The 14,480-nt window shown below is 58.0% G+C and carries 14 protein-coding genes; 9 read left to right on the forward strand and 5 right to left on the reverse strand.

The genetic code is table 11. From position 1 onward, the window contains the following. Positions 1-4: 4 nt before the first annotated feature. Positions 5-226, forward strand: coding sequence for a 50S ribosomal protein L31 (gene rpmE / locus AC2FLO_RS06340; RefSeq protein WP_267366773.1), 222 nt, complete (start codon positions 5-7; stop codon positions 224-226). Positions 227-280: 54 nt separating this feature from the next. On the opposite strand, the gene AC2FLO_RS06345 is transcribed toward rpmE, so the two are convergent. Further along, positions 281-1,891: an MFS transporter gene (locus AC2FLO_RS06345; protein ID WP_496753831.1), complete on the reverse strand. Its 1,611-nt coding sequence runs from the start codon at positions 1,889-1,891 to the stop codon at positions 281-283. 486 nt (positions 1,892-2,377) lie between these two features. On the opposite strand from AC2FLO_RS06345, the gene AC2FLO_RS06350 reads away from it, so the two are divergent. Continuing rightward, positions 2,378-3,187: a division plane positioning ATPase MipZ gene (locus tag AC2FLO_RS06350; RefSeq protein ID WP_496753827.1), complete on the forward strand. Its 810-nt coding sequence runs from the start codon at positions 2,378-2,380 to the stop codon at positions 3,185-3,187. Between the two features lie 73 nt (positions 3,188-3,260). Here the strand turns inward: AC2FLO_RS06350 and AC2FLO_RS06355 are convergent, their stop codons facing one another. The 3 genes from AC2FLO_RS06355 to AC2FLO_RS06365 all read right to left on the reverse strand — a co-directional run bounded on the left by AC2FLO_RS06355 (position 3,261) and on the right by AC2FLO_RS06365 (position 5,868). Then, on the reverse strand, positions 3,261-3,866 hold the full coding sequence (locus AC2FLO_RS06355; RefSeq protein ID WP_496806822.1) for a PIN domain-containing protein: 606 nt from the start codon (positions 3,864-3,866) through the stop codon (positions 3,261-3,263). 238 nt (positions 3,867-4,104) lie between these two features. Beyond that, entirely contained in the window at positions 4,105-5,355 is a 1,251-nt protein-coding gene (locus tag AC2FLO_RS06360) for an adenylate/guanylate cyclase domain-containing protein (RefSeq protein WP_496753823.1), read from the reverse strand. Positions 5,356-5,415: 60 nt separating this feature from the next. Further along, positions 5,416-5,868, reverse strand: a complete 453-nt coding sequence (locus AC2FLO_RS06365) for a MarR family winged helix-turn-helix transcriptional regulator (RefSeq protein ID WP_480586488.1) — start codon at positions 5,866-5,868, stop codon at positions 5,416-5,418. A gap of 57 nt (positions 5,869-5,925) precedes the next feature. Between AC2FLO_RS06365 and hmgA the strand changes: the two genes are divergently transcribed. The 7 genes from hmgA to AC2FLO_RS06400 all read left to right on the forward strand — a co-directional run bounded on the left by hmgA (position 5,926) and on the right by AC2FLO_RS06400 (position 12,811). Beyond that, on the forward strand, positions 5,926-7,281 hold the full coding sequence (gene hmgA / locus AC2FLO_RS06370; protein ID WP_267365046.1) for a homogentisate 1,2-dioxygenase: 1,356 nt from the start codon (positions 5,926-5,928) through the stop codon (positions 7,279-7,281). Positions 7,282-7,496: 215 nt separating this feature from the next. After that, positions 7,497-8,753 (forward strand): fumarylacetoacetase, encoded by a 1,257-nt coding sequence (gene fahA / locus AC2FLO_RS06375; RefSeq protein ID WP_496753822.1) that lies wholly within the window; start codon positions 7,497-7,499, stop codon positions 8,751-8,753. A gap of 87 nt (positions 8,754-8,840) precedes the next feature. Then, positions 8,841-9,791, forward strand: coding sequence for an MBL fold metallo-hydrolase (locus AC2FLO_RS06380; protein WP_267365050.1), 951 nt, complete (start codon positions 8,841-8,843; stop codon positions 9,789-9,791). A 134-nt stretch (positions 9,792-9,925) separates the two neighbouring features. Beyond that, a complete protein-coding gene (locus AC2FLO_RS06385) occupies positions 9,926-11,536 on the forward strand; it encodes an FAD-dependent oxidoreductase (protein WP_496753820.1) in 1,611 nt (536 codons plus the stop codon). Positions 11,537-11,541: 5 nt separating this feature from the next. Then, positions 11,542-11,739, forward strand: a complete 198-nt coding sequence (locus AC2FLO_RS06390; protein ID WP_209506076.1) for a DUF2783 domain-containing protein — start codon at positions 11,542-11,544, stop codon at positions 11,737-11,739. An 11-nt stretch (positions 11,740-11,750) separates the two neighbouring features. Next, positions 11,751-12,389 carry a maleylacetoacetate isomerase gene (maiA, locus tag AC2FLO_RS06395; RefSeq protein WP_496753818.1) on the forward strand — a complete coding sequence of 213 codons (639 nt, stop codon included), beginning with the start codon at positions 11,751-11,753 and terminating at the stop codon, positions 12,387-12,389. An 86-nt stretch (positions 12,390-12,475) separates the two neighbouring features. After that, positions 12,476-12,811, forward strand: a complete 336-nt coding sequence (locus AC2FLO_RS06400; protein ID WP_496753816.1) for a DOPA 4,5-dioxygenase family protein — start codon at positions 12,476-12,478, stop codon at positions 12,809-12,811. Here the strand turns inward: AC2FLO_RS06400 and AC2FLO_RS06405 are convergent. Next, positions 12,808-14,436, reverse strand: a complete 1,629-nt coding sequence (locus AC2FLO_RS06405; RefSeq protein ID WP_496753815.1) for an acyl-CoA synthetase — start codon at positions 14,434-14,436, stop codon at positions 12,808-12,810. The two genes, AC2FLO_RS06400 and AC2FLO_RS06405, sit on opposite strands and share 4 nt — an antisense overlap. Between the last annotated feature and the right edge of the window lie 44 nt (positions 14,437-14,480).

The following is a 14,480-nucleotide window of genomic DNA, read 5'->3' on the forward strand; positions in this document are numbered from 1 at the left end:
AAAGATGAAAAAAGACATCCATCCCGATTATCACGTCATCGACGTCAAGATGACCGATGGCACCGTCGTTCAGATGAAATCAACCTGGGGCAGCGAAGGCGACCAGCTGGCACTGGAAATCGACCCTTCGGTTCACCCTGCATGGACCGGTGGTTCGTCGCGCCTGCTGGACGCTGGCGGCCGCGTGTCGAAGTTCAAGAAGAAATACGAAGGCCTGGGTTTCTAAACCTTTGCCACAGTCTTTTAAAGGAAGGTCGCCAGCGGGCGGCCTTCTTTCGTTTTAGGCCCCTGCTTTCCCCGGTTTCTGATCCTTGGGTTTCGTGAGTTCGGCCGCATCGTGCAATGGCGGAACCGGACCGCGCAGCAGGAGCAGCGCGATCACAAGCCCTATACAGGCCGCGATAGCAGCCATGAGCATCGCCGCATCAAGTGCATTATCCTGCAGGTCACGCAATGCTTTGGCCAGTGTTGAGCCTGTTGACGGGTCAAGTCCGGCAATCAACTGTTCCACCTGTGTTGCCCTGCCATGCGTCAGAGCGCGCGCAAGGTCGCCGCGCTGTGCCGACCCATCGGGTAGCGCCGCGATGACTTCGGACAGGCCGGAGCGGATGGTCAGGGACGCGGCCAGACCGCCAACAACCGATCCCATCGTTGCCCCGAAATACAGGAATGCGTTGATCACCCCGGACCCCTGTCCGACATGTTCGTCGGGCAGCAACCGAAGCCCAAGTCGGGGCAGCAACGAAAAACAAATGCCGATGCCAACCCCCACAATGATCAGCTTCCACCAGATTTCAGCATAGCTGTCGAAGTTCGAGGTTGTTGTCAAAAGCAGGAAGCCGCAGGCCATCAATCCCATTGCGACGGTCACCGGCCATTGAAAACTGTATGGCGCAAGCAGGCGCGGAGCGGTGACGGAAATGACAAACATGCTCAGGCTTAGCGGCAGTATCGCGACGCCTGCCTCAACCGGTGAATAGCCGAACGCGTCCGGGGATTGGACGAACACGTTGAAATAGATAAAGAAACAAAACAACGCAAATCCCACAAAGAACATCCCCGTTGCCGCCATAAGGTAGCGCGGGTGCCGGAAATAGCGGAACTCGACCAGCGGATCGTCGCTGCGCCGCGAGGTATAAACCAGACCGACAGCCGCCAAAGCGGCGACCCCCAAAGGAACAATGGTCAGGGCATTGTCCCATCCGCGTGCTTCACCGTTGCTGAGTGCGAATGACAATGGACCCAGCAGCAAGACAATGGCAATCGCCCCTGCGGTATCGAATTTCGCACCCCGAAGGCGCGTATCCGGGACATAGTTTTTCCTGCTGACCTGCAGGCCGATCACAAACGCAATGGCAAGCAGCACAAGGTCCGTGGCGAATACCCCGCGCCAGCTTAGGAAGTTGGCAAAGCTTCCTCCGACTATGGGCCCGACGCCTATCGCAAGGCCCACGATTGCGCCCCACACACCGGTCACGCTGGCCCGTCGTTCCTCGGGCGTTGCGGCGGTCAGCAGGGATAATGAAGTGCCGAACAGGGCCGCAGCCCCTGCCCCCTGCGCGCCACGCCCAATCAGCAGCATCGCTGCATTCTGTGAAAACAGCACCGAAGCTGAACCGCATGCGAACACAATCATGCCGAAGAAAAAGACACCCATCTTGCCCGTGATATCCCCAAGCCGACTTACAATCGTCACAAGGGTCGCGCTGGCCACTGTGTAGATCGCCATCACCCATTGCAGACCCGAGGGCGTCAGATCGAACTCGGCCTTCAGATATGGAAGGATGGTCGCAACAGCGGTGGTGTTGAAGCCAACGACCATCATGCAAATGGCCGTCATTGCAAGAACAACGTGTGAACCGCCTGAACTGTCCGCAGCAGTGTCCGGCATGCCTATGCCCCTTTCACCTGCCTTGAAGATAAACCGAAGAGGACCCGTACAAAGCCTGCGAGGCTATTCGGTGTGAATCTGTTTGGTATTTAACCAAATTTTCCGCCCCCCGCATAGTTTTCACGATCCGGCCCAATCGGCGCCACCGCGAAAGGACCCTTTGGGCGGGCGATCTGTGAGTGTATGAATCAGGCAAAAGGCGCGATTGATTCCGACGCGGATCTTTGCAGGCAGCGGTTGGTGTATGCGTTCGGAAACAGGCACTGACGCGGCGATTTCGCTGCCAAAACCGTGATCAGATGGCAGATCATGGCAGATCACCTGACAGGCGCCTTCGCGTAACCCGCGCACGGCGCTGTGTTTTCCAAAATAGAGTCCGATAATGCCCAAAAGCGCCGCTTGAGGTTCTTTTCATCGCAAGCGACACAACATATAGTGGGTCCTAACAACGTGTAGTCAAACACGGCAAGACTTGGGAATACAAGCATGGCACATATCATTGTGGTCGGGAACGAAAAAGGCGGCGCTGGCAAATCGACCGTGTCGATGCATGTGGCAACCGCATTGGCCCGACTGGGGCACAAGGTCAGCACTCTGGATCTGGACCTGCGGCAACGCAGCCTTGGACGGTATTTCGAGAACCGGAACAACTTTCTGAAAAGTTCGGGCCTGAGGCTGCCCGGCCCACGCCATCACGACCTGCCCGAAATCGATGCCAGCACGTTGAAACCGGGCGAAAACATCTATGACCACCGCCTGTCTGCTGCCGTGTCGCAACTGGAAAGCGACAGCGACTTTATCCTGATCGACTGCCCCGGCTCTCATACCCGCCTGAGCCAGGTGGCCCATTCGCTGGCCGACACGCTGATCACCCCTTTGAACGACAGTTTCATCGATTTTGACTTGCTGGCACGGATTGATTCAAAGGGTGAGAAAATCCTTGGCCCGTCCGTCTATTCCGAGATGGTCTGGAACGCCCGGCAATTGCGGGCGCAGGCCGGGCTGAAGCCCATCGACTGGGTCGTTGTGCGCAACCGCGTCGGTACCCAGCGCATGGTCAACAAGGAAAAGATGCAGCGCGCGATCGAAATGCTGTCGCAGCGTATCGGCTTCCGCGTCGCTTCGGGCTTTTCCGAACGGGTGATCTTTCGCGAACTGTTTCCGCGCGGCCTGACCCTGCTGGACCTCAAGGATATTGGCGTCAAACAGCTGAACATCTCGAACATCGCAGCACGGCAGGAACTGCGCGACATGATGCGAGAGCTGAACCTGCCAGGTGTCGAAGTCGATTTCTGATTAGTTGTATTGGAAGCCGGTCTGCGGGGCAAATGGGCCATTCAAAACGCGAAATTCTCGGCCCCTAAACCAGTCAGTGCTGGGTAATGTCGGGGCCATAACTGACTGATTGATCCGAAAAGACTACGTGACCACGTCTTTTCAACTCATCAACCAGCCTTTCCAGCTCTTTCTGCTCCAAGGTCTTTAGAAAAAGGGCGTTCATCGTTCCCTTAAGGGTTTTGATCTTCCTAGGACGTGAAGTTCCTCTAGACTTCAAGCTGTCAACAATCGCATCAATTTTTTGATCCAGCGAGCTTGCATTCGAGATTTTGACGAATGGGATCTCGGATAGGTCTGCATGACGGAAAGCGGGGAGCTTCCTTTGTCGCAGATGTGCAATCAGTGGGTCGAAGCCTTTGTCACGAGAAATAACATGAAAACACGCATTGGCGTCTTTGGCAGAGAGTTCTCCTAAGTAGAACGCGATATGAAAGTCCAAGGCGTTCGAACCATTCCCTGCTATCTTCTGATAAACAGCATTTTCTCCCAAGCTTTGCAGTGCTTGTGCAAAGTCATAGGGTATGCTTTTTTGATTGGCTCCTACGAAAACAATCAATGTGCAAACATGTCCCCGGAGGAGTTCCAGGTTCTTGGGTTGAACATTTTCAAAGTCGATTAGTATGTAGTTGTTTTTCAAAGGCCGCACTCCAATCCGAGCTCAATGCAAATACAGGATGCCGGATCAGGTCAATATGTAGGTTTCCCTGATTACCCTGCCAAAAACCGCATTGTCAGCAATGGGCTCAACCCAACTGCTAGTTCAAACCCTCACTGCCCTCGAACATCCGCTCCAACCAGCCGCTCGTACCCAGCGAAACAAAGATGCTCCTTCACGACTTTCAGTTTCGGAACCGCTGAACGGAACAGCCTCGGTTTCACCCGGTAACTGATGGCCCGCCGGGACTGTATACCGTGAACAGCTCTTTGGGTTCGTTCACCCCGCGCAGCATATAGCGCCCGACCGAGATGAGGTCTTGTGCGCAGGGGCGTGCCGCGACCGCGACGTCGTCCGAGATCAGGATTCGCTGACCCAGCGACCGGTGCATTCCCGCGATGCGGGCGGCCTGATTGACGGCGGGGCCGATCACCGTGAAATCCAGCCGTGTTTCGGAGCCGATATTGCCATACAGGATTTCGCCGGAATGCAGGGCCAGCGTGTAATTCGCAACCGGCAGCCCCTGCGCCTGACGTCTGGCGTTCAATTCATCCATACGGGCTTGCAGCAAGGGCACTGCGCTGAGCGCGGCACGGGCGTCCTCGTCGATTTCGCCGACATCGAACATGGCCATCAGCCCATCGCCCATGAATTTCAGGATATTTCCGCCCTTATCGTGCACAACGCCCACGGCCACGGCCAGGTAATCATTGAGCATGTCGATGATCTCGTGACCCGGCAGGTCTTCTGACAGGTTGGTGAACCCTTCCAGATCGAAATTCCAGATCACCGCATCGATCTGCTGCAATGATCCGCGGCGAATCTCACCTGACAGGACGCGGCGCCCGGCATCACGACCCAGATAGACCCGCATCAGGTCCTCGGTCAGGTTCTGGTTCTTGGCGGATTTGAGCGCCAGCCCCAGATGCGGCAATACCGCGTGAATGTGCCTGAGATCGCTGTCATCAAACCCGGACGGCGCATCGCTGGTCCATGACATCAGGACGCCATCACTGACTTTTTTGGTACCGTCGGGGCGCATCTTCCCTGACCCCTCATACGAGATGCCGGTGGCATAATAATCAGTCGCCCCAACCTCTCTCAGGTCGTTCAACAACGGAAATCGGCTGGGTTCATTATGGTCGACCAGTTTGACCCGGATTTCATCCAGATCCTCGTTCAGCAAGGCATAGAGCGGGCTTTGTTGCCACATCGGGCTGGGCGTATCTGTGTTTTCAAACTTCTCGGATTCACCGCCGGTGCTTTTGTACCAGCTATATCCGGTTCCGCCATAAACCGGGTGCAAGGTCGACTGCGCCGCATGAAACCGCATTAGCGGAATCCCCATATCGAGCAGACTGGTGCAGAACCCTTCCAGCAACTCTTCCTGCCCGGCACCCTCAAGCCCCTTTTGGACCAACCAGTCGATCAGGGTGTGTGTGGATACCTTGGCAGGTTCAAATGACGTCATTTCAAATTCCGTATCAAGCATGACACACATCTGGGGGCGGCAGGCGCCAATTACCAGTGGTCAATCGACGCCAGCCAACCGTCGTAACATCTGGCGCAGCAAGGCGGCCTCTTTTTCGCTGAACAGGCCCGACAGCCTGGCGTCATAGTTTGCAGCCACCCCGTACAAGTCACGATACACGGCTTGCCCGGCGGGTGTCAGTGTCAGCCATTCCGCCCGACGATCAGCCTCATCCCGTGTGCGTTTCAGGTACCGGCGCTCCTCGAGCTTGGAGACTGCACGGCTGATCTTGGTCTTGTGCATTCTGGCTCGTTCACCAATTTCCTTGGCGGTCATTTCGCCAAACAGCCCCAGATGGAACAGCACCCGCCATTCGGTTCTGAGCATTCCATACCGTCCCTTGTAGACAGCCTGAAATTCCAACGAGGCGCGCTCGGCCGCCTGGTTCAACAGGAACGGCAGAAAATTCTGCAGGAAAAAGTCATCATTTTTTTCAGATTCGTCGTGTGCCATGCTTGTTAGTTACAAAATCAACTATTAACCGACAAGCAGCAAACGGAGGAATACGTAATGAACCGTCCGACGGATCCGCATTCATTGACGCAAGCAGCAACGCCTGTTGGTACCCATGCCGGTTACATGCCCGGCTTTGGCAACGACTTTGAAACCGAGGCGCTGCCCGATGCGCTGCCGCAGGGGATGAACAGCCCGCAAAGGTGCAACTACGGGCTTTACGGTGAACAGCTGAGCGGCACGGCCTTTACCGCCAACCCGCCTGAACGCACCTGGTGCTATCGTATTCGCCCGTCAGTAAAGCATTCGCACCGTTACGAAAAAATCGACTTGCCCTATTGGAAATCGGCTCCCTGCATCGACCCGGATGTGATCAGCCTGGGCCAGTATCGTTGGGATCCGGTGCCGCATTCCGACGAAGGTCTGAACTGGATGACCGGGATGCGGACCATGACGACGGCGGGGGACGTGAACACCCAGGTTGGCATGGCCTGCCATATCTATCTGGTCACCGAATCCATGGTCGACGACTATTTCTTCTCGGCCGATTCCGAGTTGCTGGTGGTGCCACAGGAAGGACGCCTGCGCTTTGCGACTGAACTGGGAATCATTGACCTCGAGCCCAAGGAAATCGCGATCATCCCGCGTGGACTGCTCTACCGGGTTGAAGTTCTGGAAGGCCCGGCACGCGGCTTTGTGTGCGAGAATTACGGCCAGAAATTCGAACTGCCGGGTCGCGGTCCGATCGGGGCCAACTGCATGGCCAACCCGCGCGATTTCAAAGCTCCGGTCGCTGCCTATGAGGATCGTGAAACCCCGTCGACCGTGACGATCAAATGGTGCGGCCAGTTTCATACCACTAAAATCGGACACAGCCCGTTGGATGTGGTGGCGTGGCACGGCAATTATGCACCCTACAAATACGATCTGCGCAACTATTGCCCGGTTGGCGCGATCCTGTTTGACCATCCCGACCCGTCGATCTTTACCGTTCTGACGGCACCCTCTGGCCAGCCCGGCACCGCAAATATCGACTTTGTCCTGTTCCGCGAACGCTGGATGGTGATGGAGGATACGTTCCGCCCGCCCTGGTATCACAAGAACATCATGTCGGAACTGATGGGCAACATCTACGGTCAATACGATGCGAAACCGCAGGGCTTCGTTCCCGGTGGCACCAGCCTGCACAACATGATGATCCCGCATGGCCCCGACAGGGAAGCCTTTGACAAGGCGTCCTATTCCAATCTGGGGCCGGAAAAGCTGGACCAGACGATGTCGTTCATGTTCGAAACCCGGTTCCCCCAGCACCTGACACCGTTTGCCGCCAATGAGGCACCGCTGCAGGACGACTATATCGACTGCTGGACATCGCTTGAGAAGAAGTTCGACGGCACACCGGGCAAGAAATGACCCTCAGACCGGGTTCCCCAGACGGCACCCATCTTGATGGCGATGAACATATCCATTCCGGTTGCGGCGACAGTACGCCTGCAACCGGAAAACAAAGACAGGGCCCTGGCAGTCGACATGATGCAACCGCGCCCGCTGTGGGCTTTGGCGCCTGTCTTTTCGCGGGTATGATCGTTTCGAACCACGTACCAAATATAACAAAATAGGGGCAAAATATGCCTTTGATGAAATCCTGGGTGGCCTCGGCCAATGACGCGGCGCATCCGTTTCCACTGAACAACCTGCCTTACGGTGTCTTCTCGGCCGAAGGCGATGATCCGCGCTGCGGCGTGGCCATCGGTGACATGATCCTCGACGTTACCGCCGCCGAAGCCGAGGGGTTAATCACCCTAAGCGATGAGCCGCTGTTCGATCTGCCGTTCTGGAACCCTTTGATGGAGGAAGGCCCCGCCGTCTGGGCGGCCCTGCGTGAGCGGCTGATCAGCCTTCTGGCCGAGGGCTCGGACGAGCAAAGCAAGATCGAACCGCTGCTTGTACCGCAGGCCGAAGCCCAGATGCACTTGCCCTTCGCGGTCAGCGAATACACCGATTTCTACGCCGGGCGAAACCATGCCTTCAACGTGGGCACCATGTTCCGTGGCCCGGAAAACGCGCTGCCGCCGAACTGGTTGCACATTCCGATTGGCTATAACGGACGGGCGTCCTCGGTCGTGGTGTCCGGCACGGATATCCGCCGCCCGTGGGGACAGCTGAAATCCCCCGATCAGGATCTGCCCGCCTTCCTGCCCTGCCGCCGCTTTGATATCGAGTTGGAGATGGGCGCCATCGTGGGCACCCCCTCGGATGGCCCGATAACCGTGCAGGAAGCTGACGACCATATCTTCGGCTACGTTCTGCTGAACGACTGGTCGGCACGTGATATACAAGCCTGGGAATACCAACCGCTGGGCCCGTTTCAGGCCAAGGCAACCGCAACCTCGATCAGCCCCTGGATCGTGACCAAGGCTGCACTCGAGCCGTTCCGCTGTGACACGCCAGCCCGCGAGTTCGCGCTGCTGGACCACCTCAAGGATTGCGGCCCGATGCTGTATGACATCGATTTGGCCGTCTCCATGGCACCCGAAGGCAAAGACGCCACGACCATCGCGCGAACCAACTACAACCAGATGTACTATTCCGCCGCGCAACAACTGGCCCACCACACCACATCGGGATGCCCGATGAACACGGGCGACCTGCTGGGGTCAGGCACCATATCCGGCCCAACCAAGCCCGAACGCGGATCACTTCTGGAACTCAGCTGGGGCGGGAAAGAGCCGCTGACGCTGGACACAGGTGAAACCCGAAGCTTCATCGAAGACGGCGACACGATGACCCTGACCGGCGCTGCCAAGGGCGACGGCTATACTATCGGGTTCGGCGACTGTACCGGCACCGTTCTGCCTGCAGTCATTTCCCCATTCGAGCGATGACGCACTGAGCTTCATCTTTTTCCAAATACTCCCGCCGGAGGCATCCAACCTCTGCCTTCCGCGCAACCGCAAAAGGACAAAACCAAGATGGCCAAAGCATTCGCGTCGCAAGGCGACATGAGCGAGAAGAAGATCAGCTTCACCGAAGTGGGCGAAGGGCTCTATGCTTTCACCGCCGAGGGTGACCCGAACTCGGGCGTGATCATCGGCGATGACAGCGTGATGATCGTCGAGGCGCAGGCGACCCCGCGCCTGGCCAACAAGGTGATCGAATGCGTGCGGTCTGTGACCGACAAGCCGATCACCCATGTGGCGCTGACCCATTACCACGCAGTGCGGGTTTTGGGTGCCAGCGCTTTTGGCGCGCAACAGATCCTGATGTCCGACATGGCCCGCGCCATGGTGGTGGAACGCGGTCAGGAAGACTGGGACAGCGAATTCCAGCGCTTCCCGCGCCTGTTCGAAGGGCATGAAAGCATTCCTGGCCTGACCTGGCCCACCACCACATTCAGCGACACGATGACCGTTTATCTGGGCAATCGCCGGATCGACCTGATGCATCTGGGGCGCGCCCATACCGCCGGTGATATCGTCATCCACGTGCCAGACCAGAACGTGATGTTCACCGGCGACATCGTCGAATATCACTCGGCCTGCTATTGCGGTGACGGGCATTTCAACGACTGGGGCGACACGCTGGACGAGATCAAGTGGTTCGATGTCGACGCCATCGCACCGGGACGCGGCGATGCGCTGGTTGGCAAGGACATGGTCAATGCCGCCATCGAAAACACTCGCGATTTCGTCGAAAGCACCTACCGCCCGGCAGCCAGGGTTGCGGCGCGCGGTGGCAGCCTGAAAGAGGCCTGGGATGCAGTCCGTGCCGAATGTGACCCGAAATTCGCCAGTTACGCGATCTACGAACACTGCCTGCCGTTCAACGTCGCCCGCGCCTACGACGAAGCCCGTGGCATCGACACACCCCGCATCTGGACCGCCCAGCGCGATCTTGAGATGTGGGAGGCCCTGCAGGGGTAAGGAAAAACGACCCAGTTTGATCCAGATCGTTTTAGGCGGCGGGATTCAATGAAACCATATGCCAAAGGCTTCGGCACATGTTGCCGGGGCACAGGACATGCAGCACTTTGGCCCATCTGCTTGGGGGGAAGCCCATGAACAAGATCTTTGAAACTCCGCTTTACGGCTATGAACGCAGCCCCGATCAGGACAGCCCGACGCCAGTTCGGCGCAAGGTTATCGTGATCGGCGCGGGCCCGGTTGGTCTGGCCGCCGCGATTGATCTGGCGCAGCAAGGGGTTGACGTCGTGGTTCTGGACGAGAATGACAAGGTCAGTTTCGGCAGCCGCGCCATCTGTTTCTCGCAACGCACGCTGGAAATTGCCGACCGGCTGGGATGCGGGCGCCGACTGGTCGACAAGGGCGTCCTGTGGGACCGGGGCAAGGTCTTCTTCGATGATCGGCAGGTCTATGACTTCAACCTGCAACCGGATGAAGGTTATGCCAACCCTGCCTTCATCAACCTTCAGCAATACCATTTTGAGAACTATTTCGTTGAACGGGTCCGCGAGTTGCAGGCAGAAGGCGCACCGATTGAGATACGCGGACGCAACAAGGTCGAGGCGATTGGCACGCATGACGATCACGTGCGGCTGGAAGTCGAGACGCCTGAAGGACCTTACACAATCGAAGCCGATTGGCTGATTGCCTGTGATGGCGCGACATCCCCTGCCCGGCGGATGTTGGGCATTGATTTCGAAGGACGGATATTTGAAGACAACTTCCTGATTGCAGACGTGATCATGGATGCGGATTTTCCGTCTGAACGCTGGTTCTGGTTCGATCCGCCGTTCAATCGCGGGCAATCCGCCTTGCTGCACAAACAGCCCGACAATGTGTGGCGCATCGACCTGCAACTGGGTTGGGACATCGACAAGGAACGCGAAAAGCGCCCCGAGAACGTGATCCCCCGCCTCAAGGCGATGCTGGGCGATGATGTCGAGTTTCAGCTGGAATGGGTCTCGATCTATACGTTCCAGTGCCGTCGCATGGAAAGCTTCCGCAAGGGACGTGTCCTGTTTGCGGGCGACAGCGCGCATCAGGTCAGCCCCTTTGGCGCGCGTGGGGCCAATTCCGGCCTTCAGGACACCGATAACCTGTGCTGGAAACTGAAGCTGGTTCTGGATGGGAAAGCGCCTGAAACTCTGCTGGACAGCTACAACACAGAACGCGTGTACGGGGCCGACGAGAACATCCTGAATTCCAGCCGGTCGACCGATTTCATCACCCCAAAATCCGAAATGTCGCGGATCCTGCGCGATGCGGTTCTGGACCTGAGCGAACATTATGACTTCGCGCGCCCGTTGGTGAATTCGGGCCGCCTGAGCCAGCCCTGCACCTATGACGGATCCTCGCTGAATTCCGCGGACGCGCTGAACGGCCCGGCCGGAACGCGCCCGGGTTCGGCCTGTCCCGACGCTCCGCTTGGTGACGAGTTTCTGCTGCCCAAGCTTGCAGGCAAGTTCACGCTTTTGACCATCGATGCAGACGCCCCTGATACCCTGGAAGAAGATGGGATCAAGGTCACGCGACTGGCGCTGTCGGTCAAGGATGATATGACGCTGGCCCTCAAACGCCGCTATCTGGGCGACGCGACCAGCGCAGTCTACCTGATCCGCCCGGACCAGCATGTGGCCGCCCGGCGTGACAGTTACGAAGAAAACACCTTCCGGCACGCGATCCGCAGAGCCTGCGGTAAGGAGTAAGCCCCATGTCAGACCTGATCCTAACCCCGAACATCAAAAACGCCGATGACTTCTATGCCGAACTTCTGGCCGCGCATGAAGGCCTGGAAAAAGCAGACAGCGACGCGCTGAATGCGCGGCTGGTACTGGTGTTGGCCAATCACATCGGTGACAGTACGGTGCTGACGGACGCCCTTCGCGCTGCCGCCTTGACTGACAGTTGACAGGCCCGGGCGTGAGCGAGGTCGTCCTTTATGACTATTGGCGATCCTCGGCCAGTTACCGGGTGCGGATCGCCCTGAATCTGGCCGGGATCGCGTATCGCCCGGTTGTTGTCGATCTGGTGGGCGGCGCACAAAAGGGCGATGAACATATCGCGCGAAACCCACAGGGCTTTGTGCCGGTTCTGGATATTGACGGGCTACGGCTGACGCAATCGCTTGCCATCCTCGACTATCTGGACCGGACCCGGCAGTTGAACCTTCTGCCTGATGATCCGGCGGAACGCGCGCGTGTTCAGGCGCTGGCTTATGCGATTGCGGTCGACATCCATCCGGTCTGCAACCTTTCCGTTGCGCGCTATGCCACCACCCTGAGCCATAACGCCCCCGACATGCCCGGCGACTGGATGCTGCATTTCATCAAACCCGGGTTGCAGGCGTTCGAAACCATGTTGGGGGATTTCGAACAGACCCCCTATTGTGTTGGGTCAAAGCCCGGTCTCGCCGACCTCTGCCTGATCCCGCAGATTTATAACGCACGCCGGTGGCAGGTTGATCTGTCGGATATGCCCCGCCTGCTGCGGGTTGAAGAGGCCTGCGCCGATCACCCCGCCTTTGTCACGGCGCATCCCGACGCACATGCGCCGCACTAAACCTGCACAGACCCTGTTTGCATGTGCAGCTAGGTTTTTGTCGTTTTGAGCCTTAGCTTTGAGCCAACAAAGCAGATGAGGTTTCTATGCCCGAGATCACCGGTTATCACGCCCATATCTATTTCGATGCCGACACGCAGAACACCGCGCAGCAGGTCTGTGAAGAGGCGGCCCGCCTGTTCCCTGTTCAAATGGGCCGGATGCACGCCCGAAACGTCGGCCCCCATCCGCGCTGGAGCTGCCAGCTGGGCTTTGCCGCTGGGGCGTTCGATCAGGTCATCCCATGGCTGATGCTGAACCGGCAGGGTCTGACGGTCTTCACGCACCCGGAAACCGGTGAACATCTGGAGGATCACCGCGACCGCGCGATCTGGATGGGTGAGATGCTGGCGTTGGACCTGTCGATATTCGACAACCTTTAACCCAGCGCCCGTGCCTGATCCCGCAGAACGAATTTCTGCACCTTGCCGGTTGATGTCTTGGGCAGGGTGCCGAACACCACCGTTTTGGGTGCCTTGAAATGGGCCATCCGGTCGCGACAGAAGGCGATAAGCTCTGCCTCGGTTGCGGCTGCGCCGGGTTTCAACTCGACAAAGGCGCAGGGCGTTTCGCCCCATTTCTCATCGGGACGGGCCACCACTGCAGCCTCCATCACCGCCGGATGCTTGTAGAGGATACCTTCGACCTCGACAGATGAGATATTTTCGCCGCCCGAGATGATGATGTCCTTTGAACGGTCCTTGAGCGCGATATAGCCATCGGGGTGCATGACACCCAGATCACCGGACGCGAACCAGCCACCGTGAAAGGCCTTGTCGGTAGCGTCGGGATTCTTGAGGTATCCTTTCATCACCACGTTGCCCTGCATGAATATCTCACCCATGGTTTCGCCATCAGCCGGAACCGGTTCCAGCGTTTCCGGGTCGGCCACCATCAGTCCGGACAACGCGGTATAGCGCACCCCTTGCCGCACCTTGAGGGCCGCGCGGTCTTCAGGCCCTTTGCTGTTCCATTCTTCTTTCCATGCGCAGACAACCGAAGGCCCATAGGTTTCGGTCAGGCCATAGACATGCGTGACCTCGACACCCATCGCCTCCATCGCTTCGATCACGGCCGCAGGCGGCGGGGCACCTGCCGTCATCACCTTGATCTGGTGGTCAAAGTCCTTCAACTCATCCGGAGCGTGGGCCAGCATGTTCAGAACGATCGGCGCACCGCAGAAATGGGTCACTTTCTCGTCCCGGAAAGCAGCATAGATCGGTTCGGCCCGCACCGCACGCAAGCAAACGGAAACACCTGCATTGGCTGCCATGGCCCACGGGAAGCACCAGCCGTTGCAGTGGAACATCGGCAGGGTCCACAGATAGACCGAATGCTTGGGCATATCCCAGTCCAGCAAATCCGACTGTGCGTTCAGAGTCGCGCCGCGATGGTGGTAAACCACGCCCTTGGGGTTGCCCGTGGTGCCCGAGGTATAATTCAATGTGATCGCGTCCCATTCGTCCGCTGGCAGTGACCAGTCAAACGCTGGGTCGCCTTCGGCCAGCAGGGCATCATAGGTCAGGCGGCCCAGCTTTTCACCGCCGTCGAAGGTGGGGTCTTCGATATCGATGACCAGAATGTCATGATCGACTTGTTGCAGCGCATCTTTCACCACATCCGAAAACTCGGGGTCGACCAGCAGCGCCTTGGCTTCGGCATGGTTCAGGATGAATGCGACAATCGGCGCATCCAGCCGCGTGTTGATTGCGTTCAGAACAGCGCCCGTCATGGGCACGCCAAAATGCGCCTCGTACATTTCCGGGATGTTGGCCGCGATTATCGAAACGGTATCGCCCCGTCCAATCCCACGCGCTGTCAACGCACTCGCCAGACGCCGGCAACGGGCATAGGTTTCAGCCCAGGAATACCGGCGATCCCCATAAACCACGGATGGATAATCCGGGTAGACCTGCGCCGTCCGTTCAATGAACGTAAGGGGCGACAGGGGTGTGTAATTTGCCCGGCATTTGTCCAAATGACGCTCGTAGATATGTGTCGCTGCCATCCGCTGTCCTCCCGAAACGCAGTTTGGGCGAATTGAGCACAAAG

Source organism: Ruegeria sp. TASC047 (genome assembly GCF_059612445.1).

Bases quoted from the DNA above. Each gene is read 5' to 3' on its own strand.
- AC2FLO_RS06360 (WP_496753823.1), bottom strand. From the start codon at position 5,355: ATGACGTCATTTGAACCTGCCAAGGTATCCACACACACCCTGATCGAC.
- AC2FLO_RS06380 (WP_267365050.1), top strand. From the start codon at position 8,841: ATGGCCAAAGCATTCGCGTCGCAAGGCGACATGAGCGAGAAGAAGATC.
- AC2FLO_RS06390 (WP_209506076.1), top strand. From the start codon at position 11,542: ATGTCAGACCTGATCCTAACCCCGAACATCAAAAACGCCGATGACTTC.
- AC2FLO_RS06365 (WP_480586488.1), bottom strand. From the start codon at position 5,868: ATGGCACACGACGAATCTGAAAAAAATGATGACTTTTTCCTGCAGAAT.
- AC2FLO_RS06400 (WP_496753816.1), top strand. From the start codon at position 12,476: ATGCCCGAGATCACCGGTTATCACGCCCATATCTATTTCGATGCCGAC.
- hmgA (WP_267365046.1), top strand. From the start codon at position 5,926: ATGAACCGTCCGACGGATCCGCATTCATTGACGCAAGCAGCAACGCCT.
- AC2FLO_RS06405 (WP_496753815.1), bottom strand. From the start codon at position 14,436: ATGGCAGCGACACATATCTACGAGCGTCATTTGGACAAATGCCGGGCA.
- AC2FLO_RS06350 (WP_496753827.1), top strand. From the start codon at position 2,378: ATGGCACATATCATTGTGGTCGGGAACGAAAAAGGCGGCGCTGGCAAA.
- AC2FLO_RS06345 (WP_496753831.1), bottom strand. From the start codon at position 1,891: ATGCCGGACACTGCTGCGGACAGTTCAGGCGGTTCACACGTTGTTCTT.
- fahA (WP_496753822.1), top strand. From the start codon at position 7,497: ATGCCTTTGATGAAATCCTGGGTGGCCTCGGCCAATGACGCGGCGCAT.
- rpmE (WP_267366773.1), top strand. From the start codon at position 5: ATGAAAAAAGACATCCATCCCGATTATCACGTCATCGACGTCAAGATG.
- AC2FLO_RS06385 (WP_496753820.1), top strand. From the start codon at position 9,926: ATGAACAAGATCTTTGAAACTCCGCTTTACGGCTATGAACGCAGCCCC.